Origin of the sequence: Chitinibacter sp. FCG-7 (assembly GCF_040047665.1) — a bacterium.
GTDB classification, from domain to species: Bacteria; Pseudomonadota; Gammaproteobacteria; order Burkholderiales; family Chitinibacteraceae; genus Chitinibacter; species Chitinibacter mangrovi.
In genome coordinates this window covers 1,241,067-1,263,876 of record NZ_CP157355.1, presented here as the reverse complement: position 1 = coordinate 1,263,876, position 22,810 = coordinate 1,241,067, and the positions used below count along the sequence as shown (strand labels likewise).

Genomic DNA, 22,810 nt, shown 5'->3' with positions numbered 1-22,810 from the left:
GAAGATGAGCGAGCAAGTAAACCCCGAAGTACCCGCAGACTGGCACGTTATCTTGCGTCCGAATCACGACCGCAAAGTGGCGGCCAAAAGCAAGCTCTATCGTTTGCGCAATAATCAGCCCGAGCGTTTGGCGCAGCTGGAAGAAATCGTGGGTGATGCAAAATTTAAATATAACCGCTTTAAGCGCGTGATTGACTCACCGGAGAAATTCCTGGTTGATCGTCTGCGTCACGCCTGCGTTGAAGTGATCGGTCACGATAGGGATTTGGTGCATTATTTGATTGCGATTGCCATCGAGCGTAGTGAAGCGTCGAAACGACGCTAATGAAAAGCCCGCAAATGCGGGCTCAGGCTGCTGACAAAGTGGGGAGGGCACGATTTTCAAGTCTCGGCAAAGCCGAGCCTAAGAAATAAGGCCTTGTACTTGCAGCCTTTATGTTTTATTCCACCCCTCCCGTCCCCTCCTTGAGGGGAGCCTCGCTTCGCGAGTGGGGTTTGTCATCAATCCGAGCCTGCAAATGCGGGCTTTGTTTTGTACGCTCAAAAACCCAAGATGGATGGACTGAAGTTTTGCAAAGGCCCTAGCGGTGTTGTTTCCTGTTCGACACTTTCAATGCTGGGCGTGCCGCTCCAGAGCTTGTAGACAACCAAATCGCCTTGGATGATAAAGATGGCGTTAAATTGCCAGCCCGAGATAGCGGTTCTGCGTTTGAAACCAAGAAAATCGAGCAAAAAATTGCCATCGCGCTGGCGATTGATGCTGCGCTGCTCGATTTCATAAGCAAAGCAGGCCGTCGGCTGCTTAATGCAATTCTGGATTTGCGGGGCAAGCAAAGTGGGGTCGCCTCCGCCGCTGAGTGCCAGTCTGCGCATTAAGTCCGCATGGCTCAATAGCAGGATATTGGGCGTTTTTTTCGGATCTATCCCCATCTCGTGTAGTTGTGTGAGCGTCGTTTTTTCCGTGTCAACGCGGGAAAAAGCCAGCTCGGCGCTCGGGTAGTCAGGCCAGGGCGCGCGGCTTTGTGATTCAGTGTGCGGCAAGAGCGAGGTGCAGGCACTCAGGGCTGCACAGCTGCATACCATGATGATTTGGTGGGTTTGCATATTAACCCCCTGCGTCAAGTCGTTTCCTGTATTTCCATCGTAGATAAGATCAATCCGCGTGTATGCGACTTTCGTATCGGGCGCTGACGATGTGCAGTGCTGATCATGATATGCAGTCTGTTTTTTGCAATTTCATCAATGCACAGAGCGATCGCCTGCGATGCTGTGTTTGCGTTTGAATGCGCCACAAGAGTGCTGTGAGCAGGGTGAACTTTAAGACGCGTTTAAATCTGGCTTACTTGGCGTGAAGCCTTGGTAATTTTTGCTTTCAGGGATATCCCCGATTGTCTAGCAGGCGGGGTCTTGGGTTGCGTTTAGCACCCTTAAAAGCTAGAATCAAGCCCTTTCGCTTGACTAGGGTCAATCCCTAGTGGGTTTGTTTTTTGGCTTTTAAGGGTTCCGTTGTGATGGATAGACAAAGCTGGTTAGAAGGCACGTTGTACCGCCCAGAGTTCGAGCAAGATAGCTGCGGCTTCGGTTTGATCGCGCAGATGGATGATAAACCGTCGCATTGGCTGGTATCGACTGCGATTAATTCTCTGGCCTGTTTGACTCACCGCGGTGCCGTAGCCGCCGATGGCAAGTCAGGTGACGGCTGCGGGTTATTGTTCCGCAAGCCAACTGGCTTTTTGCAAGCAGTCGCCGCAGACAATGGCTATACCCTGGCAGAGCAATTTACTGCAGGCCTTGTTTTTTCTGGGCTGGATGCAGATACCTGTGCAAAATCAATCGCCAATCTGGTGGCCGCAGTAGAGAGCCAAGGCCTGACTGTAGCAGGCGTACGTGACGTTCCAGTGAATCTGGATGCGCTCGGCGAAGCGGCGATGGCTTCATTGCCATCGATTAAGCAGATTTTCGTTAATGCGCCAGCCGGTTTGGCCGAGATCGAATTTGCCCGCAAACTCTATCAAGCGCGTCGCTTGGCTGAAAAAGCCAATGCGGGCGACAAAGATTTCTACATCCCGACGCTGAACCCGTACGTGATGTCCTACAAAGGTCTGGTTACGCCAGACAACTTGCCAGTGTTTTACCTCGACTTGAAAGACGAGCGTTTCGCTTCAAGTCTGGCGGTTTACCATCAGCGTTTCTCGACCAATACCTGGCCACAATGGAAACTGGCGCAGCCATTCCGCTTCCTCGCGCACAACGGCGAGATCAACACGCTGACCGGTAACCGTGCGTGGGCTAAAGCGCGCGAAGCGATCATGCGCAGCGAACAACTCGATATGGACGCGATTCGTCCTATCGTGCAAACCAACGGTTCGGACTCGATGAGTCTGGACAATATGCTCGAAAGCCTGGTACTCGGCGGCGTTGACGTGTTCCGCGCCTTCCGTTTGCTGGTGCCACCAGCTTGGCAGAATGTGGATTCGAACGACCGCGATCTGCGTGCATTTTACGAATACAACTCGCTGCACATGGAACCATGGGATGGCCCGGCCGGTATCGTTTGGGCCGCTGGCGACTACGCCGGTTGTGCGCTCGACCGCAATGGCCTGCGTCCTGCGCGTTATGTCATCACCAAAGATCGTCATATCACCATCGCCTCCGAAATCGGCGTTTGGGGCTACAAACCGGAAGAAGTGGCGAAAAAAGGCCGCGTGAAACCAGGTCAGATCGTTGCCGTTAACCTGAAAACCGGCGAGTTTATCGATACCGAAACCATCGATAACAACCTGAAATCGGCGCAGCCCTACCGCGCATGGCTCAAAGAGCATGCGACACACTTGGAAATGGCTGAGGACAACAAACCACTGGAAGAAATGGATAAGGCAACGCTGTTGACCTACCAGAAACAATTCCAGTTGTCGTTTGAAGAGCGCGATCAGATCTTGCGCGTCTTGGCTGCGGATGGTCAGGAAGCAATTGGCTCGATGGGTGACGACACGCCAATGGCTGTGTTGAGCGAAAAAGTACGTTCACCATTCGATTACCTGCGCCAGCAATTTGCGCAAGTAACAAATCCGCCGATCGACCCGATCCGTGAAGCGATCGTGATGTCGCTGAATACGTGTTTCGGCCCAGAGCGCAATCTGTTTGAAGACGGCCCAAGCCACGCGAAGCGCTTGGAAGTGACGTCGCCAGTGTTGTCGACCGATAAGTTCGACGCCATCGTTGGTCAAAACGATCCGGACTTCAAATCAGCACGTTTTGAAATCTGTTTTGACGCCGCAACGACCACACTGAAAGCTGCAATTGAGCAATTGACTGCCGACGTGCTGGCTAGCGTGAATAACGGCACGGTGATTGTGGTGCTGTCGGATAAAAACATTGCCAAAGGTCGCTTGCCGATTCCTGCATTGTTTGCCGTCGGTGCAGTTCACCATGGCTTGATCAACGCTGGCCTGCGTTGCAAAACCAATATCATCGTTGAAACCGCGACCACGCGCGATCCACACCACTTTGCGTGTTTGATCGGCTACGGCGCGACGGCGGTTGTACCGTACCTCGCTTACCAAACGATCAAAGAATTGATCGATATGGGTCAAATCGAGTCGACACTCGAAAAAGCAGCGAACAATTTCCGCAAAGGGATCAACAAAGGTCTGATGAAGATCTTGTCGAAGATGGGTATTTCGACCGTTGCTTCTTACCGTGGTTCGCAATTGTTTGAAGGCGTGGGTATTGGTGAAGAAGTCATCGATCTGTGCTTAACCGGCACCGTTTCGCGTATTTCTGGTGCGAACTTCGGCGATTTCCAAGAAGACCAAGCTAAATTGAACAAGCTGGCATTCAACCCAATGCGTCCATTGGCGCAAGGTGGTTTGCTCAAGTACGTGTTCGGCGAGGAATACCACGCTTACAACCCAGACGTGGTGATGGCGCTGCAAAAAGCAGTCCAGAACGGCGACTACAAAGCGTACAAACAATACGCCGACTTGGTAAACAAACGCCCAGTCGCGATGTTGCGCGACTTGATGGAGCTACAGATCGATCCAGCGAAATCAATCTCGATTGATGAAGTTGAGCCGCTCGAAAGCATTGTGAAGCGTTTTGATTCGGCCGGTATGTCGCTGGGTGCCTTGAGCCCAGAAGCGCACGAAGCCTTGGCCGAAGGGATGCACCGTTTGGGCGCGCGCTCGAACTCGGGTGAAGGTGGTGAGGATGAAGCTCGCTACGGCACGCCGAAAATGTCGAAAATCAAGCAGGTAGCTTCAGGTCGTTTCGGTGTTACACCGCACTACCTCGTGAACGCTGAAGTGCTGCAGATTAAAGTGGCCCAAGGTGCAAAACCGGGTGAAGGCGGCCAGCTGCCAGGCGATAAAGTATCGCCATTGATCGCGAAACTGCGTCACAGCAAACCAGGCATCAGCCTGATTTCGCCACCACCGCACCACGATATTTACTCGATTGAAGATTTGGCGCAGCTGATTTTTGACTTGAAACAGGTCAACCCTGCTGCCCTGGTTTCGGTCAAGTTGGTTGCCGAACCAGGCGTGGGTACGATTGCCGCCGGTGTAGCGAAAGCCTACGCTGACTTGATCACGATTTCTGGTTACGACGGTGGTACTGCCGCGTCGCCTCTGGCCTCTGTAAAATACGCAGGTTCGCCGTTCGAGTTAGGTCTGACCGAAGCGCAGCAAGTATTACGTGCCAATGGTCTGCGCGGCCGCGTTCGCGTTCAAGCCGACGGTGGTTTGAAAACCGGTCTGGACGTTGTGAAAGCGGCGATCATGGGTGCTGAGAGCTTCGGCTTTGGTACTGGCCCGATGGTGGCCTTGGGTTGTAAGTTCTTGCGGATTTGCCACTTGAACAACTGCGCGACCGGCGTTGCAACGCAAGAAATCAAACTGCGCAGCAAATACTTCATCGGCTTGCCAGAAATGGTCGTCAATTACTTCACCTTCATCGCACAAGAAACTCGCGAGTTGATGGCAAGCCTGGGTATTCGTAAATTCGAAGATCTGGTTGGCCGCACTGAACTCTTGGGTCTGATCGAAGGCGCAACCGAGAAGCAGAAAAAATTGGCGATGAATGCCTTGCTTAGCCAAGGCACGACGCCTGATTCAGTTCCGCGTTTCTGCGTTGAAGCGAGCAACCCGTCTTTCGATAAAGGCGAGTTGGCGGAAGAAATGGTGCGTGACGCATTGGCAGGTATCAAAGCCGGTACTAAGCAAAGCTTTGAATACGATGTACGCAATATCCATCGCTCGATTGGTGCACGTTTGTCAGGCGAGATCGCTAAAGCACACGGTGCAGCGGGTCTGCCGGATGGCTCATTGCACATCAAACTGAACGGCTCTGCGGGTCAATCGCTCGGCGTTTGGAATGCTAAAGGTCTGACGATTGAGTTGGCCGGTGACGCGAACGACTACGTCGGTAAAGGTATGAACGGCGGTAAAGTCGTCATCTACCCACCAAAAGGCAGCGGGTTTGCTTCACACGAAGCCACCATTGTTGGTAACACGTGTCTATACGGCGCGACCGGTGGTGAGTTGTACGCTGCAGGTATGGCCGGTGAGCGTTTCGCGGTGCGGAACTCGGGCGCGACAGCGATTGTTGAAGGCGTGGGCGATCACGGTTGTGAATACATGACGGGCGGCTGCGTGGTGGTACTGGGTGAAACCGGTTACAACTTCGGCGCGGGTATGACGGGTGGTTTTGCACTGGTTTACGATCCAACGCAGAAATTCGCTTATCGCTACAACAACGAGCTGATTGATACCAATCTGATCAATGGCGAAGCCTACGGCGCGATCCGTGCGTTCTTGAAAGACAAGATCAAAGCGCACGCTGATCTGACAGGTTCTAGCAAAGCGGCTGAGCTGCTGGCGAACTTTGACGAAGCCGTGGATTACTTCTGGTTGGTAAAACCAAAAGTCGCCAAGCTCGATGCCTTGTTGAAAGATTGATTTATGTGAGGTGTGAGGTGTGAGGTGTGAGGTGTAACAGCCCGCTCCTCCTCACACGGTAAGAATTCAGGATGAGATAGTGAGTATTCGGGGGTATTGCCCCTTACGCCTTGCTCCTCACTCCTTACCGAGGTATACCCATGTCAGACGTGTTTCAGTTTCTGAATGTTGCGCGCAACCCAGGCGAGAAAGTCGCCGTTGAAAAGCGCAAATTCGTATTTAAAGAAATCTACAGCCCATTGGATAAAGTAACGTCTGGCGAGCAAGCTGGTCGTTGCCTGTCCTGTGGTAATCCCTACTGCTCGTGGGAGTGCCCAGTGCACAACCACATTCCGCACTGGTTGAAACTGGTTGAAGAAGGCAAGCTGTTTGAAGCGGCTGAATTGAGCCACAAAACCAATTCATTGCCAGAAATCTGCGGTCGCGTTTGCCCGCAAGACCGCCTGTGTGAAGGTGCGTGTACGCTGAACCAGGTTGATGCTGGCGCGGTTTCAATCGGTTCGGTCGAAAAATACATTACCGACGAAGCCTTCAAGGCCGGCTGGCGCCCAGACATGTCTGGCGTGATTCAGACTGGTAAAAAAGTGGCCGTGATCGGTGCTGGCCCAGCAGGTCTGGGTTGTGCCGACATGCTGGTGCGCAACGGTGTAACGCCAGTGGTGTTTGATCGCTACGAAGAAATCGGCGGCTTGCTGACTTTTGGTATTCCAGAATTCAAACTGGAAAAAGATGTCATCGTGACGCGTCGCAAGATCATGGAAGAGATGGGCGTTGAATTCCGTCTGAATACCGAAATCGGCAAAGACGTGACAATCGAAACCCTGCTTGCTGATTACGATGCCGTATTCATGGGCATGGGCGCATACAAATACATGAAAGGCGGTATTGCCGGTGAAGAGCTGCCTGGCGTGCTGGAAGCTTTGCCATTCTTGGTGAACAACGTGCGTAACAGCATGGGGACATTGGAAGGTGAAGCCTTCGTTTCAATGCAAGGCAAACGTGTTGTCGTGCTGGGTGGTGGCGATACCGCGATGGATTGCAACCGCACTTCAATTCGCCAAGGTGCAGCCAGCGTAATCTGTGCTTACCGTCGTGATGAAGAAAACATGCCGGGCTCGAAACGTGAAGTCGCTAATGCCAAAGAAGAAGGCGTTGAATTTGCGTGGAACAGCCAACCGGTGAAAATTGAAAAGAATGCCGATGGCAGCTTGGCGCTGACGCTGGTTTCAACGCAATTGGGCGCGCCAGATGAGAAAGGCCGTCGTCGTCCAGAATTGGTGGCTGGTTCTGAGCGTGTGATCGAATGCGATCATGTGATCGTGGCCTTTGGTTTCTCGGTCGAGCCAGAGTCTTGGTTTGACGCGCAAGGCGTTAAAACCGATGACTGGGGTCGCACGATTGCCGCAGAGAAGCAAGCCTTCAAACATCAGACGTCTAACCCGAAAATTTTTGCGGGCGGCGATCAGGTGCGTGGCGCAGATCTCGTTGTGCGTGCAGTTTATGAAGGTCGTAACGCCGCAGAGGGTATACTTGCGTACTTGGGCGAGTGGTAATCATCTGTGTGTAAGAAAAGCCCCGCTCGCGGGGCTTTTTTTATGAGAACTGAAAGGTGTAGCGTGAATCAGCAGCAACAATTGGACAAAGGTCTGGCCTTGGCGCGGAAGGGGCATTTGAAAAGTGCGGTCAAGGTTTGGCTGGCTGGCTTGCAAGCAGCAGCAAGCCTGTATGAAGAAGTGCAATACTGGGCCGTGCTGGGCGCGCAGATTCGGCAGGCTGGCCAAATCGAGCAAGCTCTGGCGATGCATACGCATGCGCTACAGCTATCGGCTAATGACCGGTATTTGCAAAGCCTGCTGCAATTGCACCTTGGCCTTGATCTGATTGATTTGTCGCAGCCCGATCTGGCGCTGCGTGCCTTGCACAAGGCGCATGATTTTCCCGATATTGCCTGCTGCCCTATTTTGCAAGAGCTGATTAGCCAGATTCATGCGCATCTGGGCGATTATGCGCAGGCGCGTGTGGCGCTTGAGCTGGCTATCGAGCTGTATGCCGATGATGATCTGGCGCAGGCGCATTGCAGCTTGGCTTTGCTGCAACTGTATGCCCAGCGACCTGCTGTTGAGGATGAGCGCCTGGTGCGCGCCATCGAGATTGCCTGTCGACATTTGCACCTGCTCGAAGGTGATCGCCAGCAAATGCTGATCGAGCTGGGGCGCGCCTGTCGAATTGTGGGGCACGAAGCACAGGCCGCTGATTATTTCGGGCAAGCACTGGCGCTGGCTGGTGGTGCCCTGCCCACTCAGCACAAACCACGCCGACTATCGGCAATCGAATTCAAATTGCAGCAAATCACCAATGAAATCGAGATCGAGCTGCTGCGCGAGAAAAATGCGGCTCAGCATCAGCAGGTGCAGCAGCTGGAAACCGTGGGTTTCCGGGATGAAATTACTGGCCTGTATAACCCCCGTTATTTCTCGATGCGCTGGGATGCTTTACTGCGGCAGGCCGAAGGCGGCAAACCCGTGTGCCTATTGAGCATCGGGATTGATCTGTATGCCAGCATCAGCGAGGTATTGGGCAAGGAAGCGGCACTGCTGATATATATCCAGATTGCCCAGATTTTGCAGGCCGAATGCCCGGCTGACGCCATTTTGATGACATCGGGCACCGGCGCATTCGAGCTGCTGGTTCTGGATATGCCCAAGCAGCAGATCGAAGAGATGATGGCGCGGGTGCAGCAGCATATGAGCACGCTGGAGCAGGGGCATTTGCCCGAGCCTTTGGGCATTAGTATTGGCGGGGCGTATTATCAGCCTGGAGAAACGCGTGATATTTTCCAGCTGCGGGCCAATCTGGCGCTATTTCTGGCACAGCGCAAGGAAATGAATGAAATCAGCTGGGATGGAGAACTCTAATGTCGGTCGATGAGCGTTTGATTCTGGAGCTGGAAACCATTGCCAGAGAGTCTCATTGCGGCTCGCCACCATCGCCTTTTGTTGCGCTGGAATTGCTTAAATCGGCGCACGGCAATGTGCGGGCAATGGCGCTGGCCTCGGTGATTCTGGGGCATGCTTGGCAGCATATCAGCGAACATCACAAGGCGCAGATGGCGTTTTCAACGGCGATTGCCGAATTTCGCAAAGTGCCTGCTCCGCACGATGAAACCGAGGCCATGATTCTGCTAGGCACATCGCACCTGCTATCCGGTGAACCCTTGCTCGCGCTGGATCACTGGTCATCTGCGCTGCAGATCGCGCGCAAGATCAATGATCGCGAATTGTGCATTCGGGTTTATCTGGGAATAGGCCAGGTGTATATCGGCTTTGGCGACTATCACTCGGCGCTGAAATTCAACGAGCTGGCGCTGGAAATGGCGCGCAGAATCAATCACGACGAGCGCCGCTGCGAAGCGCTGCTCAATATCGCCAGCGACGCCTTCCGGCTGCAGCGTTACAGCTACACCATGCAGTGCATCGACGAAGCAGAAAAACTGCTTGAAGCCACCATTACCAACAAAATCTGGTCAGCCGAGGTGGTGTATTACCGTGGTTTGGTGCACGGTGCCCAGCATCACTATGCACAAGCCCGGATCGAGCTGGAAACGGCTTACGAGCTGAACGTGCAGAATGACAATCTATGGGGCAAATCGCACGCGCTCACTGCCTTGGGCGAAGTGTTGTTCAAGATGGGCGATGCCAGCGCCGAGCAGGTTTTGCTCAAAGCTTTGCAACTGGCGCGGCAAGGCAGTCAGGCCGCACTGGAGCGCCGCTGCAATCAGGCCTTGCTCGGCTGGTATCTGCAGCAGGGCAATCTTTCGGCGACGCTGCCGTATTACAGCGATCTGCTGCATGATCAGCAGCAGGCGAGTAGCAAAATGTCGGTTGCACAGCTACGCCAGATCCAGCAATTGATGAGTCGCAGCCAGATACGTCTGGTCGGCTCACAACTCGGCTTGTAATGGCCGCATCACTCGCCGATTTCCCGTATATGGCGAACCGGGCGCTGTCGTTAAACTCGTGGCATGGATAGCCCGACTTTTCTTTCTGCTTTTATTTTGCTGCTGCTGGTGACCGACCCGCTCGGCGGCATTCCGCTTTTTGTCTCGCTGATGAAGCAGGTGCCCAAAGAGCGGCGCTGGCGCATGATTATTCGTGAAGTCAGCGTGGCCTTTGGGGTTTTGCTGCTGTTTATGGTGTTTGGCCGCCAGTTTCTGCAGGTCATGCATCTCTCGCAAACATCGCTGGGCATTGCAGGCGGGGTAATTTTGTTCCTGATTGCGCTGCGCATGGTTTTCCCACATCCCGATGGTGTGTTTGGCGATGCGCAGCAGGGCGAGCCTTATATTGTGCCGCTGGCAATTCCGCTGCTGGCTGGCCCCTCGGCATTGGCCACGGTATTGCTGCTGGTGTCGCGTGACCCGGAGCGTATCTGGCTCTGGGTGGGCGCGCTGGCGCTGACCATGCTGGTGTGCGCCTTAACGCTGGCTTTTTCCGAAAAAATCTCCCAAGTACTCGGCGAGCAGGTGACCACGGCATTTGAACGGCTGATGGGTCTGATCCTGACCGCGATTGCCGTGCAAATGCTGCTCGATGGCATCAAGACTTATCTGGCTGGACTTTAAACTTAAGCAACGATTCTGGCCTGCCGCTGCCAGAGGCTTTCGCCGCTAAAGATGATCAGGGCAATCCAGATCAGGCCAAATCCCACCATCCGTTCAGGCCCGAAGGGTTCGTGCCATAGCCAGATGGCTAGAATCAGCTGCACGGTCGGTGCCAGATATTGCAATAAACCCAATTGCGTCATGCTGATTTTTCGCGCTGCAGCAGCAAAGAGTAACAGGGGTATTGCCGTAATGGGCCCGGCTAGCATGACGTTGATCTGTATACCTAATGGGGCATGGTTGAAATGATTGCCGCCGCTGGCGCTCAGAAACAGCAGTCCCAACACCGCCACCGGAAATAGAATTGCCGTTTCCAGTGTGAGCCCCTCCAGTGCACCCAGGCTGGCCGTTTTGCGCAGCAAGCCATAAATGCCGAAAGTGGTCGCGACGGTGAGCGCCACCCAAGGCAGCTGACCCGCTGCCACGGTGAGCCAGGCTACACCGGCTGCCGCAATTCCAATACTGAGCCACTGCACCGGGCGCAGCCGCTCGTGCAGAATCAGCACGCCCAGCAGCACATTAATCAGCGGATTAATAAAATAGCCCAGGCTGGCGTCCACTACACGCCCTGAATTCGCCGCCCAGATATATACCAGCCAGTTAATCGACAGCAGCACGGCGCTCAGCGCAAACCCACCCAGCAAGCGGCGATTTTTCAGCTGCCCAAGCCAGGCCCATTGCTTGCGCAGAGCCAGTATCCCCAGCAAAAAAGCCAGCGCCCAGACGATGCGGTGCAAAACAATTTCGCCCGCTGGCATAAATTGGATGGTTTTGAAATACAGCGGAAAAAGACCCCAGAGCAGATAGGCCAGCGTGGCGGAGAGTAGGCCTGAATTCATGATGGCGGCTCGGTAGATTGGCTATTTAGTATAACGAGGCCCAATCAGCGGCAACAGCAACAGTTCAGTCTCTGATCAAGGTACACAATTGCATTGGCCTATGGGTATATGCTTGTAGTCTATGTATGTATTGTCTTTTACGCATATACATCAATGGGTATGTTCGGCGTCAGCAGCACGTAGTTGGCGCTGAGGCACATGGCCGCAGTCTAATTGCGGCAGAGTTGATGCGCAGCAAGTTACTCAGGCCACTACGGCGGCACAATCGGCGTCATGATGCTGCTGGTACGTAATCGGTATCGGCGATATATAATTGCGGGCATTCACCTAGGAGCTGCCATGACTCAAAATGAACTCAAAGAAGCAGTAGGCCGTGCGGCCATTGCGTATATTCCTGATGATTGTATTGTGGGCGTGGGCACCGGCTCGACGGCCAACTACTTCATTGACGCTCTGGCCGAAATCAAAGGCCGTATCAAAGGTGCGGTCTCGTCATCCGAAGCCAGCGTGGCGCGGCTGAAATCGCATGGTATTCCGGTGTACGAGCTCAATACCATCGACGAGCTGCCGGTGTACGTTGATGGCGCAGATGAAATCAACCATCAGCTGCAAATGATCAAAGGCGGCGGCGCAGCGCTGACACGCGAAAAAATCGTGGCGGCGGTGGCGGAGCAATTTATCTGTATCGCCGACGAGTCCAAGCTGGTTGACGTACTGGGTGCATTCCCCTTGCCGGTGGAAGTGATTCCAATGGCGCGCTCGTATGTGGCGCGCGAAATTGTCAAACTCGGCGGCTATCCGGCCTACCGCGAAGGCGTGGTGACCGACAATGGCAATATCATTATCGATGTGCATGGCCTGAAAATTACGCAAGCCAATGAGCTGGAAAGCAAGCTCAATCAAATCGTCGGCGTGGTGACCAATGGCATTTTTGCGCATCGTCGCGCCGATGTGTTGCTACTGGGTACGGCCAGCGGCGTAAAAACCATCAAGTAAGGCATTCGGCACTACAATTGAGCGCATCAAGCGGCAAGACAAAAGTTTTCGCTCGCGCCTTTGGTAAAGGCGAAGCTTTTGTGCAGTTGCACACCGGAATGCGGGTAGGGCGATGAAATGAAATATTTTTGTCATCTTTAGCTGCTAAGGTGTTGGACAATTATCTTGGAGTTATTGCGCATGCCTGAACATTTCTCGGAACACATTTCTACCCAGTTTGACGCGGATCTGAACGCGATTCGTACCCAGGTGATGGCGATGGCCGGCCTGGTGGAAGAGCAGGTTCGCCTGTCCATGAAGGCGCTGGCTTCTGGCGATATGGGCATTATCAATCTGGTGATCGCGCAAGAGCAGAAGGTCAATGCCATGCACCTGGAGCTGGACGATATGTGCGTGCACATGATCGCCCGCCGCCAGCCTGCGGCATCGGATTTGCGCCTGGTGATGACGGTGATCAAGTCGGTTGAAGATCTGGAAAGCATTGGCGACAAGGCGCACAAAATCTGTCTGCGCGCCAAGTCGATTTTTGATAGCGGCAAGATGCAGGTGCCCAAATTCCAGGAAGTCAATCACATCGCCACCTTGGCGCTGGACATGCTGACGCGCGCACTGGATGCCTTTGCCCGTCTGGATTCGGCCTCAGCCGCAGAAGTGATTGCCGCTGATGAGCAACTTGATCAGGAATACCGCGCGCTGCAACGCCAGCTGATTACCGTGATGATGGAAGACCCGCGCTCGATTTCGCTGACGCTCGATATTCTGTGGATTGCCAAAGCCACCGAGCGTATCGGCGATTTGGCGGTCAATGTGGCCGAGCATGTGGTGTATCTGGTGAAAGGGCGTGATGTACGCCACAAATCGCAAGCCGAAGTCGATGCGATTGCCAAAGCCTGATCTGAATCAGGTGTTGCAGTAAAAAAAGGGGCAAGCTGATTGCCCCTTTTTTTCGTGTTTTTTTTGCCTGATTACGGTAAATTGACGCACCTAAAGAATAAATAATCCAGAAATTGTTCAGCATTGGCCAGCTCTGGCCTGCAGATGCTGGCGATTTGTTGAGATTTTGGAGCAACCCCCTTCATGAGCGATCACTCGATCATCGCTGCCGTTGATCTTGGCTCGAACAGTTTTCGCCTGCAAGTGGCCCGTGTGGTTGAGGGCTCTTTATTCCCGCTCGATTCGCTGAAAGAGACCGTGCGCCTTGGCGCCGGGCTTGATGCGCAGGGCTGCCTGAGCGAGGCGGCAATTGCCGAGCTGATCGCCGCTTTATCACGCTTTGGCGAGCGGCTAGCGGGCTTGCCGCCGCAATGCGTGCGGGCGGTCGCGACCAATACGTTTCGTGTGGCGCGCAATTCGGCCTATTTCCTCCCCCTGGCCGAAGCGGCGCTGGGTTTTCCGATCGAGATTATTGCTGGCCGTGAAGAAGCACGGCTGATTTATATCGGTGCCGCGCACAGCCTGCCCAATACGCGCGAGCGCCGCTTGGTGGTTGATATAGGCGGCGGCTCGACCGAGCTGATTATTGGTAGCCAATATCGCTCTTTCCGCACTGAAAGTATCCAGCTCGGTTGCGTGGGCTGGAGCATGCGTTACTTCCCTGATGGCGTGATCACCCGCGAGCGGCTGGAAACGGCTGAGCTGGCGGCGCGGGGCGCATTTTTGCCGCTGGTACCCGATTTTCACACCAGCGAGTGGCAGCGGGCGATTGGCACCTCGGGTACTGCCCGCTCGCTGGCGGATATCCTTGAGTTGAACGATTTATCCCCCCTGGGTATCACCCGTTCCGGCATGGCCGCCCTACGTGAGAAAATGCTGGCCGCCGGGCATGTGGACAAGCTGGTGCTCAACGGCTTGCGTGACGATAGACGCGCTGTGGTGGCAGGGGGTTTTGCCATTATGCAGGCGGCATTTGACATGCTGGGCATCGAGCGGATGAATATCACCTATGGCGCTTTGCGCGATGGGGTGCTCTACGATCTGATGCAGCGCCAGACCCAATATGATGTGCGCGACCGCACCGTCGATTTTTTCCAGCGCCGCTACCATGTCGATGGCTTGCAAGCCAACCGGGTTACCGCGATGGCGATGCAATTATTCGAGGCCTTGCGCGGCGAAGCCGTGCCGGACGACGCTGTGCTGGCCCGTCATCTGCATATGGCGGCTTTATTGCACGAAGTGGGGCGCTCAATCGCCCACGCCAGCTATCACAAACATTCGGCGTATATTTTGCAGCATGCCGACATGCCGGGTTTTTCCCGCCGTGAGCAGCTTTGGTTGTCGCGTCTGGTGCTGGCGCATGCTGGCAGCTTGACCAAGCTATCGGGCGAGAGCGTCAGCGCTGCCGAATGGGACGCCATTCTGGCTTTGCGGCTGGCCGTGCTGTTTTATCGTTCGCGGCTGGACGAAACCCCGCCCGAATTCGAGCTGGTGCGCCAGAGTGAAGGCTATACGCTGACCATTGATGCGCTCTGGCTGAATGCGCACCCGCTGACTGCATTTGCGCTTACTGAGGAAACGACTGCATGGCAAAACATCGGCGTGACGCTACAAGTGCAGGCCATCGCCGCCGAATAAAGGCGCATCTTAAATCCAGCAAGGCTGGCCTTGCGCCAGGCTCGCTGCAATACGTCGGTGCCGCAGACCCGCTGCCCACGTTGGCGACGCTGATTGAATTTGGCCAGAATGACGGTGAATTTCTGGAAACCCGCTTTACCGCGCTGGAGCAAGGCCGCGACTTTCAGCCTACCTATAGCAATTACTGGCTCAATCTGCACGGGCTGGAAGATCTGGCGCAACTGCAGCTGATCGGCAAGCGCTTTCATTTGCATCCCTTGGTGCTCGAAGACATTCTCAATACCCAGCAGCGCCCCAAGATTGAAAGCTACCCCGGTTATCTGTTTATCACCGCGCGGCTGATGTTTCTGGATGAATTTGGCTCGGTTGATTCGGAACAGATCAGTCTGGTGGTCGGGCGTAATTTTTTGCTGACTTTTCAGGAAAAACCAACCGGTACGTTTGCCAGCATTCGTGACTCGCTTCGCAATGGCGAATCGCAGCTGCGCAAGTTTGGCAGCGACTATCTGGTGTACGCCTTGCTCGATAAAGTGGTTGATCGCTATTTCTCGGTGCTTGAGCAAATCGGCGAGCGCGTTGATGAGCTGGAAGACGAAATCATCGAGCAGTTAAATCCCGATCAGATGCAGGAAGTGCAGCATTTACGCCGTTCGCTGCAATCGCTCAAGCGCGGTTTGTGGCCTTTGCGCGAGGTGATCAATGTGCTGCAACGCGACGATGCCGATTTTTTTAAGGACGAAACACAGCTGTATCTGCGTGATGTGTACGACCATACGGTGCAACTGATCGAAAGCGTTGAAGCGCTGCGTGAAGCTGTATCGGGCTTGCAGGATATTTATCTGGCACTGCAATCGCAAACCATGAATACACAAATGCGCACGCTCACGGTGTTCACGATTATTTTCAGCCCATTGACGCTGATTGCCGGGATCTACGGCATGAATTTTGATTACATGCCCGAACTACGCTGGTCGTGGGCGTATTTTGCCGTGCTGGGCGTCATGGGTTTGCTCGGTGGTAGTTTGGGCTGGTTCTTCTGGTCTAGGCGCTGGATTAATCCGGTCTGATGGGTATAGCGCTGTAGGCCTTTTTGGGTATGCTTTACAGCCTTATACCCGTGGTGCGCTTAGATCAGGTAAGCCAGCCAGAACAGGCCAAACATCACAAAGACAATCCCTACCTTGGCAATGGTACCAACCAGCATGCCAATCCAGCTGGCAAGCCCGACTTTACCGGCTTGCAGCGCAGCGCGTGTCGCATAAAACTCACCCGCCGCTGCGCCGAATAAAGGCCCGAAAATCAGCCCGAATGGCCCGGCAAAAATCCCCAGCAAAGCGCCTATCGTCGCCCCCCAGATGGCCTGCTTGCTCGCTCCGGCGGCCTTGGCGCCCATGGCCCCGGCGATATAGTCCAGTGCGCTGGCAATCAGAGCGAGTGCCGCCAGCGCCAGCATGGTGTACCCACTGACGGTTTGAAAATCCTGCTGCCAGGCAATAATCAACATGCCAGCAAAGACCAGCGGCGTTGATGGCAGCACCGGCAAAATAATCCCTGCCACGCCCATCAGCATCAGACCGATACTTAAAACCCACCAAATTGCATCCATGCCCAATTGCCTTTTCAATCAATAAGAGTCCATTTTGACCTAGAGCCCATTAAAATGTTCGGAAATATTATCTGAATCAAATCAGTGAACTAGGCAAATTAATGAATTTATCTGAATTGAAACATTTGACGCACCGCGCGCTCTGGTGTTTAATTCTGCTTCTCGCTGACCTGCGTCGGTGAGAAAGTGGCCAATTAGCTCAGTTGGTAGAGCAGCGGATTGAAAATCCGCGTGTCCGTGGTTCGATTCCGCGATTGGCCACCACAAATTTTAAAGCCCGCTCATTGAGCGGGCTTTTTTATTGCCGCTTGTACCGCATCAAGGCCGATTAAGCTCAGCAAACACGCGAGTTTATGGTACGCTACTGATCAGTAGCATTGCTCTACTTCTTTATTTCATTCCGTGTCGTAGTGTTTTTTTGTCACGCTCTGTGCCCAGCCAAGGATTTTATTGTGAGTCAATCTGATTCGACTGCCCCAACAACGATCCCCGTATCACAGCGAATTCGCTATCGCCTGCATCAGGCGCAGCGACGTTTTCACGCCAATGACAATATTGCAGATTTTATCGAGGAAGGCGAAATGGCCCAATTGCTCGATGAAGTGCAGGAAAAAATGATGGGCGTGCTGCAAAGCCTGGTGATTGATACTGAGCACGACCACAATACGCAGGACACCGCACGTCGTGTGGCCAAGATGTATTTGAATGAAGTGTTTCGTGGTCGCTACGTTAAACAACCGGCGGTGACTGAGTTTCCGAACGTCGAGCACCTCAATGAATTGATGATTGTCGGCCCGATTACGGTACGCAGCGCATGTTCACATCATTTCTGCCCGATTATCGGCAAATTGTGGATCGGTATTTTGCCCAATCAACATTCCAACCTGATTGGCCTGTCAAAATATGCCCGCTTGGCCGAGTGGGTGATGTCGCGTCCGCAAATTCAGGAGGAGGCTGTCACGCAGGTGGCTGATCTGCTGCAAAGCAAGGTCAATCCAGATGGTTTGGCAATTGTGATGGAAGCTGATCACTTCTGCATGCACTGGCGTGGTGTGAAGGATTCCGATTCCAAAATGATCAATAGCGTGATGCGTGGCCTGTTCTTGAAAGATACGCATTTGCGCCGCGAGTTTTTGTCCCTGATTAACAATCAACGTTAAAGAGGTTTCGCATGCTTGTCCGTTTGATTTATGCCAGCCGGGCCGCAGGTGAGGTAAACGCGGAGTTGCTCGATGCCTTGTTGCGCAGTTCGCGCCAGAATAATCCGGCCATCGGCATTACCGGCGTCTTGTGTTACAGCGCCGGTATGTTTGTGCAGGTGCTGGAAGGGAGCCGCAGTGCGGTATCGTCGCTTTACAATGTGATTATCCGCGACCCGCGCCACGAGCATGTCGAGCTGCTCAATTTTGAAGAAATCAGCGAACGCCATTTTGCCGACTGGACGATGGGCCAGGTGAATATTTCCAAGGTCAATCATGCGCTGCTGCTGAAATATTCGGCGCGCAATGAATTCAACCCGTTTGAGATGAGCGGCCCGATGGTGCTGCTGCTGCTGGATGATTTGATTGCTAGTGCGGCGATTGGCAAATGAATCTGATTGGAAAATAAATCAGTTCCAAGCTGCTGTGATTTCAAGCTACACAATGCTGGAGTCATTTTTGGGCGCTCTTTGGAGCGCCTTTTTCATTTGGATTGGCTTATCCGGTAGCTCAAAGCGGCGCAATTAAGCGCTCTGGTCGATTCTAGCCTCCTTGTTGCCAAACCAGTCGTAGAAGCGGTCGCCACCGCTAAGGTTAAGTAGTTTCAATACCAGATCACCCATGACTTGCTCTTCGCCATTTTGATCTTTGAGTTTGAAGGGTAGCTGCACGGGTATTGCGCTGATGCTATCTAGTAGTTCATCAGCTGTGCCCTGGAAATCCATGCCGCGTGCGGTGCTGGTATCCGCAGGCTGTGTTGCCCTATTTGGACTGCTATTGCGTGTAGATTGCTCTGTGTAGCTCATCTGCTGGCGTGATTCATAAGTCACCGAGAGTTCGAACTCAAATTGTCGCCCGTCCGTCGTGCGAATGGTGCCGCGCCCGGTAAAGCTGCTGCTATCGTTTAGGCTGAAGCTAGCGGAGCGGGTGCTGCTGGTGCCGTCGCTGCTGCGCGACAAACTCATGCTTGCCTCGCTGCTGGCGCTCAGTTCGAGCTGATCAAAGCTGATTTGCATCCCCTTGGCGGCGTCGCCAAACAGCTGGCTGGCAAATTGTCCTAGGAAATCCTGGGCCAGTTTGAGCGTGTCTTTTTGCAATAAGGCAACGCGCTGTTCGATTTTGTCGGTTTTGTCGATTTTCCCCTCGGCAGCTTTATTGCTGCGTTGAAGCTCGCCGATGTGATTGCTACTTTGGGCGAATAGATCGCGAGTGCTGAGTGCTGGAAGTAAGGACATGATAGTGGCCTCATGAGGGTATTGAGTAGCTTATCGGGTGAATAGACGCAAAGCTGAGGCGGGGCAGATAAATGGTGGTTGATGTTGATTTAAATCATTGCTCAATGCGCACTTGCCGCGTTTTTGGCTTTGCTGAGCGGATTTGTGGCACAAATATCGACCGTCTGGCTGTTTTTTCTGGCATCAAAGTCAATATTTATCGGGCTTTGCGCTGCGTTTGCCGACAAAAATAGAAATAAAACCAATTTTTACCGAGCACGACATGGATAGTTGTGTATGATGTAGGACTTGAGCGACTGCTCAATTTTATAGTTTAAGGTAAATTAAAGATGGCAACTGGTACAGTTAAGTGGTTCAACGATGCAAAAGGCTTCGGTTTCATTACTCCTGATCAAGGCGGCGAAGACTTGTTTGCCCACTTCTCGGCAATTACTACTAGCGGTTTCAAAACACTGCAAGAAGGCCAGAAAGTTAGCTTTGAAGTGACTAACGGCCCTAAAGGCCAGCAAGCTTCAAACATTCAGCCTCTGTAATTTACTACAGACTCTGATGCTCAGGACCCAGCTTAGGCTGGGTTTTTTATTGCGCAGATTTTAGAATTTATGCAGGGTATTACTCTATAGGCCAATATCTAATTGCCCTGTAGGGCAATACCTAGGCAATAAAAAAGCGGCCCGCAGGCCGCTTTGTGTTTTGTGTTGCAGGTATCAGTCTTTGCGCTCGACCTGCGATACATCGCGTACCGCGCCGGTGTCGGCGCTGGTGGTCATTGCGGCATAGGCGCGCAGCGCAGCGCTCACATAGCGCTGACGATCAACGGGTTTCCATGCGTTCTTACCGCGGCTTTCCATTTCTGCGCGACGCGCTGCCAGTTCTTCATCGCTAACCAGCAGGTTGATCGTGCGGTTTGGAATGTCGATTTCAAGCTGATCGCCTTCCTGCGCTAGGCCAATTGCGCCACCTTCGGCGGCTTCTGGTGAAACGTGGCCGATCGACAGGCCGGAAGTGCCGCCCGAGAAGCGTCCGTCAGTCAACAGGGCGCATTCTTTGCCTAGGCCTTTTGATTTCAGATAAGACGTTGGGTAGAGCATTTCCTGCATGCCCGGGCCGCCTTTCGGGCCTTCATAGCGGATCAATACCAGATCACCGGCAACCACCTGATCGGCCAGAATACCAGCTACTGCGTCGTCCTGACTTTCAAAAATACGCACGCGGCCGGTGAACTTCAGGATGGATTCGTCAACGCCAGCGGTTTTAACAATACAACCGCGCTCGGCGATATTGCCGTACAGCACGGCAATGCCGCCATCTTGCGAGTACGCGTGTTCTTTGCTGCGGATGCAGCCGTTTTCGCGATCCAGATCCAGCTCTGGCCAGCGCATGCTCTGGCTAAAGGCGATCGTGGTAGCGACGCCGCCAGGAGCTGCGCGGTAGAGTAGGTGCGCTAGGCTGTCGGCTGAGTTTTTAACAATATCCCACTGATCCAGTCCTTCGCCCAGGGTTTTGGCGTGAACCGTCGGTACATCGCGGTGAATCAGGCCTGCACGGTCAAGCTCGGCCAGAATGCCGATGACGCCGCCAGCGCGATGCACGTCTTCCATGTGGTATTTCTGTGTTGCTGGCGCTACTTTTGATAGGCAAGGCACTTTGCGACTCATGCGGTCGATGTCTTGCATCTTGAAATCAACGCCGGCTTCGTTGGCTGCAGCCAGCAGGTGCAAAACGGTATTGGTCGAGCCGCCCATGGCGATATCAAGTGCAATCGCGTTTTCAAAGGCTTCGAAGGTGGCGATATTGCGCGGCAATACCGAAGTATCTTCGCCTTCGTAGTAACGCTTGGCCAATTCAACAATCGTGCGACCTGCTTGCAGGAATAATTGCTTGCGGTCACCGTGAGTGGCTAGAAGTGAGCCATTCCCCGGCAATGATAGCCCCAGTGCTTCGGTTAGGCAGTTCATCGAGTTGGCGGTAAACATACCCGAGCACGAGCCACAGGTCGGGCAGGCGCTGCGTTCAACGGCGTCAACTTCTTCATCAGACACGTTGGGGTTGGCGGCTTCCACCATGGCGTCAACCAGATCAAGCTTGCGTGTTTCGCCGTGCCAGTTCACTTTGCCCGCTTCCATTGGGCCGCCAGAAACGAAAATCACCGGAATATTGAGGCGCAAGGCGGCCATCAGCATGCCGGGGGTGATTTTGTCGCAATTGGAAATGCAGACCATGGCGTCAGCACAGTGTGCGTTGACCATGTATTCGACCGAGTCGGCGATCAGATCGCGGCTAGGCAGGCTATACAGCATGCCGCCGTGCCCCATCGCGATACCGTCATCAACAGCAATGGTGTTGAATTCTTTCGCTACACCGCCTGCTTTTTCGACTTCGCGTGCCACCAGCTGACCCAGGTTTTGCAAGTGAACGTGGCCGGGGACGAACTGGGTGAACGAGTTGCAGATTGCGATGATGGGTTTGTCAAAGTCACCGTCTTTCATGCCGGTGGCGCGCCAGAGAGCGCGAGCGCCGGCCATATTGCGACCGTGGGTGGTGGTGCGGGAGCGGTATACAGGCATGATGTTTTCTCTAAGTGGCTGAAGCTGTGTGGCAATTGTAACAAAAAAACCTGCTTTGGCTTTCATGCTTCGCTGCGCTTGTAAATTGTAATTTGTACTCAAGGGTGGGTGATTGGGCGGATTGCCGGATATAATCGCAGCCACCTTGGATACCGAAAGCAGAAAGCCATGTTAGTTCATCCGCAGTTTGATCCCGTAGCCTTTTATGTTTACGGCTCATTTGGCGTTCACTGGTACGGTCTGATGTACCTGTTGGCCTTTGTCATGTTCCTGCTGATGGGGCGCTGGCGCATTCGGCGCGGGCAACCTGTAGGCTGGCAAACCAGTGAGATGGATGATTTGCTGTTCTATGGTGTGCTGGGGGTAATTCTGGGTGGGCGCCTAGGTTATATGCTGTTTTACAAATTTGATTACTATCTGGCCAATCCTGCTGAAGTGCTGATGGTCTGGAAAGGTGGTATGGCTTTTCATGGTGGGTTTCTTGGCGTTTTGCTGGCGATGTATCTGTTTGCTCGCAAAACAGGCCGCAGCTTTTTACAGGTAACTGATTTTATTGCGCCTTTGGTGCCTTTGGGTTTGGCTGCAGGCCGGATTGGCAACTTTATTAATGGTGAGCTGTGGGGGCGAGTAACTGATGCCACTATGCCGTGGGCAATGGTTTTTCCGCAGGCGCACGATGGCTTGCCACGTCATCCATCGCAGCTGTATCAGTTCGCGTTAGAGGGAGTATTGCTGTATATCGTTTTATGGATGTACTCAGCTAAGCCGCGCAAAGCGGGGCAGACTTCCGGCTTATTCCTGTTGGGCTATGGTTTCTTCCGCTTTGTTGCTGAATTTGCCCGTGAGCCTGATGATTATCTGGGCCTCTTGGCGATGAATCTATCGATGGGGCAATTGCTTAGCTTGCCGATGATTACGGCTGGTTTGCTGCTCTATTGGTGGGCTTCAAAACAGAATTCATCACCGGTTGCGGCCTAATTGTCTTTTTGAAATAAGCCTTTATTGAAAAAAAATGGCGCTAGGGTGGAAAATGTTTGACGATGTTGTCCATCCTCTCCATAATGCGGGTCTCTAAAGGGGGGGATTACCCCAGCGGTCAACGGGTCCGGACTGTAAATCCGGCGGCTCAGCCTTCGAAGGTTCGAATCCTTCTCCCCCCACCAAACACCCATATGTTGCG

19 protein-coding genes and 2 tRNA genes are annotated in these 22,810 nt (G+C 53.6%); 16 read left to right on the top strand and 5 right to left on the bottom strand.

Translation table 11 applies throughout. From position 1 onward, the window contains the following. Positions 1-4 precede the first annotated feature (4 nt). Complete coding sequence (locus ABHF33_RS05885; protein WP_348946041.1) at positions 5-325, top strand: hypothetical protein; 321 nt, start codon at positions 5-7, stop codon at positions 323-325. Between the two features lie 215 nt (positions 326-540). Here ABHF33_RS05885 and ABHF33_RS05880 read toward each other — a convergent pair whose 3' ends face one another. After that, entirely contained in the window at positions 541-1,104 is a 564-nt protein-coding gene (locus tag ABHF33_RS05880) for a hypothetical protein (protein ID WP_348946040.1), read from the bottom strand. Positions 1,105-1,511: 407 nt separating this feature from the next. On the opposite strand from ABHF33_RS05880, the gene gltB reads away from it, so the two are divergent. From gltB to ABHF33_RS05855, 5 genes are all read left to right on the top strand, one after another. Continuing rightward, positions 1,512-5,957, top strand: a complete 4,446-nt coding sequence (gltB, locus tag ABHF33_RS05875) for a glutamate synthase large subunit (RefSeq protein WP_348946039.1) — start codon at positions 1,512-1,514, stop codon at positions 5,955-5,957. Between the two features lie 140 nt (positions 5,958-6,097). After that, positions 6,098-7,510 (top strand): FAD-dependent oxidoreductase, encoded by a 1,413-nt coding sequence (locus ABHF33_RS05870; protein WP_348946038.1) that lies wholly within the window; start codon positions 6,098-6,100, stop codon positions 7,508-7,510. Positions 7,511-7,573: 63 nt separating this feature from the next. Beyond that, the gene (locus ABHF33_RS05865; protein WP_348946037.1) at positions 7,574-8,872 is read left to right on the top strand and encodes a tetratricopeptide repeat-containing diguanylate cyclase; all 1,299 of its coding nucleotides are present in this window, start codon (positions 7,574-7,576) and stop codon (positions 8,870-8,872) included. Further along, complete coding sequence (locus ABHF33_RS05860; RefSeq protein ID WP_348946036.1) at positions 8,872-9,915, top strand: tetratricopeptide repeat protein; 1,044 nt, start codon at positions 8,872-8,874, stop codon at positions 9,913-9,915. The genes ABHF33_RS05865 and ABHF33_RS05860 overlap by 1 nt, the downstream gene beginning before the upstream one ends. A gap of 63 nt (positions 9,916-9,978) precedes the next feature. Further along, a complete protein-coding gene (locus ABHF33_RS05855; RefSeq protein WP_157670175.1) occupies positions 9,979-10,578 on the top strand; it encodes a MarC family protein in 600 nt (199 codons plus the stop codon). Between the two features lie 2 nt (positions 10,579-10,580). Here the strand turns inward: ABHF33_RS05855 and rarD are convergent, their stop codons facing one another. Beyond that, positions 10,581-11,456, bottom strand: coding sequence for an EamA family transporter RarD (gene rarD / locus ABHF33_RS05850; RefSeq protein WP_348946035.1), 876 nt, complete (start codon positions 11,454-11,456; stop codon positions 10,581-10,583). Positions 11,457-11,795: 339 nt separating this feature from the next. On the opposite strand from rarD, the gene rpiA reads away from it, so the two are divergent. From rpiA to corA, 4 genes are all read left to right on the top strand, one after another. Next, on the top strand, positions 11,796-12,452 hold the full coding sequence (rpiA, locus tag ABHF33_RS05845; protein ID WP_348946034.1) for a ribose-5-phosphate isomerase RpiA: 657 nt from the start codon (positions 11,796-11,798) through the stop codon (positions 12,450-12,452). A 180-nt stretch (positions 12,453-12,632) separates the two neighbouring features. Next, positions 12,633-13,346 carry a phosphate signaling complex protein PhoU gene (gene phoU / locus ABHF33_RS05840; RefSeq protein WP_157670178.1) on the top strand — a complete coding sequence of 238 codons (714 nt, stop codon included), beginning with the start codon at positions 12,633-12,635 and terminating at the stop codon, positions 13,344-13,346. A gap of 183 nt (positions 13,347-13,529) precedes the next feature. After that, a complete protein-coding gene (locus tag ABHF33_RS05835) occupies positions 13,530-15,023 on the top strand; it encodes a Ppx/GppA phosphatase family protein (protein ID WP_348946033.1) in 1,494 nt (497 codons plus the stop codon). Beyond that, positions 14,972-16,090, top strand: a complete 1,119-nt coding sequence (corA, locus tag ABHF33_RS05830) for a magnesium/cobalt transporter CorA (protein WP_348946032.1) — start codon at positions 14,972-14,974, stop codon at positions 16,088-16,090. Before ABHF33_RS05835 ends, corA begins: the two co-directional genes overlap by 52 nt. A gap of 59 nt (positions 16,091-16,149) precedes the next feature. Here corA and ABHF33_RS05825 read toward each other — a convergent pair whose 3' ends face one another. Next, entirely contained in the window at positions 16,150-16,629 is a 480-nt protein-coding gene (locus tag ABHF33_RS05825) for a DUF456 domain-containing protein (protein WP_348946031.1), read from the bottom strand. A 188-nt stretch (positions 16,630-16,817) separates the two neighbouring features. Between ABHF33_RS05825 and ABHF33_RS05820 the strand changes: the two genes are divergently transcribed. From ABHF33_RS05820 to ABHF33_RS05810, 3 genes are all read left to right on the top strand, one after another. Beyond that, positions 16,818-16,893 (top strand) — tRNA-Phe (locus tag ABHF33_RS05820). A gap of 188 nt (positions 16,894-17,081) precedes the next feature. Beyond that, positions 17,082-17,789, top strand: a complete 708-nt coding sequence (folE, locus tag ABHF33_RS05815; RefSeq protein WP_348946030.1) for a GTP cyclohydrolase I — start codon at positions 17,082-17,084, stop codon at positions 17,787-17,789. An 11-nt stretch (positions 17,790-17,800) separates the two neighbouring features. After that, on the top strand, positions 17,801-18,220 hold the full coding sequence (locus ABHF33_RS05810) for a BLUF domain-containing protein (protein WP_348946029.1): 420 nt from the start codon (positions 17,801-17,803) through the stop codon (positions 18,218-18,220). 132 nt (positions 18,221-18,352) lie between these two features. On the opposite strand, the gene ABHF33_RS05805 is transcribed toward ABHF33_RS05810, so the two are convergent. Then, complete coding sequence (locus ABHF33_RS05805; protein ID WP_348946028.1) at positions 18,353-19,063, bottom strand: hypothetical protein; 711 nt, start codon at positions 19,061-19,063, stop codon at positions 18,353-18,355. A 329-nt stretch (positions 19,064-19,392) separates the two neighbouring features. On the opposite strand from ABHF33_RS05805, the gene ABHF33_RS05800 reads away from it, so the two are divergent. Further along, a complete protein-coding gene (locus ABHF33_RS05800) occupies positions 19,393-19,596 on the top strand; it encodes a cold-shock protein (RefSeq protein ID WP_157671057.1) in 204 nt (67 codons plus the stop codon). A 174-nt stretch (positions 19,597-19,770) separates the two neighbouring features. On the opposite strand, the gene ilvD is transcribed toward ABHF33_RS05800, so the two are convergent. Further along, positions 19,771-21,630: a dihydroxy-acid dehydratase gene (ilvD, locus tag ABHF33_RS05795; protein WP_348946027.1), complete on the bottom strand. Its 1,860-nt coding sequence runs from the start codon at positions 21,628-21,630 to the stop codon at positions 19,771-19,773. A gap of 168 nt (positions 21,631-21,798) precedes the next feature. Here ilvD and lgt point away from each other — a divergent pair, with 168 nt between their 5' ends. Then, entirely contained in the window at positions 21,799-22,608 is an 810-nt protein-coding gene (lgt, locus tag ABHF33_RS05790; protein WP_348946026.1) for a prolipoprotein diacylglyceryl transferase, read from the top strand. Positions 22,609-22,707: 99 nt separating this feature from the next. Beyond that, positions 22,708-22,793, top strand: a tRNA-Tyr gene (locus ABHF33_RS05785). Positions 22,794-22,810 lie beyond the last annotated feature (17 nt).

Bases quoted from the DNA above. Each gene is read 5' to 3' on its own strand.
- ABHF33_RS05880 (WP_348946040.1), bottom strand. From the start codon at position 1,104: ATGCAAACCCACCAAATCATCATGGTATGCAGCTGTGCAGCCCTGAGT.
- ABHF33_RS05885 (WP_348946041.1), top strand. From the start codon at position 5: ATGAGCGAGCAAGTAAACCCCGAAGTACCCGCAGACTGGCACGTTATC.
- phoU (WP_157670178.1), top strand. From the start codon at position 12,633: ATGCCTGAACATTTCTCGGAACACATTTCTACCCAGTTTGACGCGGAT.
- rpiA (WP_348946034.1), top strand. From the start codon at position 11,796: ATGACTCAAAATGAACTCAAAGAAGCAGTAGGCCGTGCGGCCATTGCG.
- ilvD (WP_348946027.1), bottom strand. From the start codon at position 21,630: ATGCCTGTATACCGCTCCCGCACCACCACCCACGGTCGCAATATGGCC.
- ABHF33_RS05860 (WP_348946036.1), top strand. From the start codon at position 8,872: ATGTCGGTCGATGAGCGTTTGATTCTGGAGCTGGAAACCATTGCCAGA.
- gltB (WP_348946039.1), top strand. From the start codon at position 1,512: ATGGATAGACAAAGCTGGTTAGAAGGCACGTTGTACCGCCCAGAGTTC.
- ABHF33_RS05855 (WP_157670175.1), top strand. From the start codon at position 9,979: ATGGATAGCCCGACTTTTCTTTCTGCTTTTATTTTGCTGCTGCTGGTG.
- lgt (WP_348946026.1), top strand. From the start codon at position 21,799: ATGTTAGTTCATCCGCAGTTTGATCCCGTAGCCTTTTATGTTTACGGC.
- ABHF33_RS05805 (WP_348946028.1), bottom strand. From the start codon at position 19,063: ATGTCCTTACTTCCAGCACTCAGCACTCGCGATCTATTCGCCCAAAGT.
- rarD (WP_348946035.1), bottom strand. From the start codon at position 11,456: ATGAATTCAGGCCTACTCTCCGCCACGCTGGCCTATCTGCTCTGGGGT.
- ABHF33_RS05835 (WP_348946033.1), top strand. From the start codon at position 13,530: ATGAGCGATCACTCGATCATCGCTGCCGTTGATCTTGGCTCGAACAGT.
- ABHF33_RS05810 (WP_348946029.1), top strand. From the start codon at position 17,801: ATGCTTGTCCGTTTGATTTATGCCAGCCGGGCCGCAGGTGAGGTAAAC.
- ABHF33_RS05825 (WP_348946031.1), bottom strand. From the start codon at position 16,629: ATGGATGCAATTTGGTGGGTTTTAAGTATCGGTCTGATGCTGATGGGC.
- corA (WP_348946032.1), top strand. From the start codon at position 14,972: ATGGCAAAACATCGGCGTGACGCTACAAGTGCAGGCCATCGCCGCCGA.
- ABHF33_RS05800 (WP_157671057.1), top strand. From the start codon at position 19,393: ATGGCAACTGGTACAGTTAAGTGGTTCAACGATGCAAAAGGCTTCGGT.
- ABHF33_RS05870 (WP_348946038.1), top strand. From the start codon at position 6,098: ATGTCAGACGTGTTTCAGTTTCTGAATGTTGCGCGCAACCCAGGCGAG.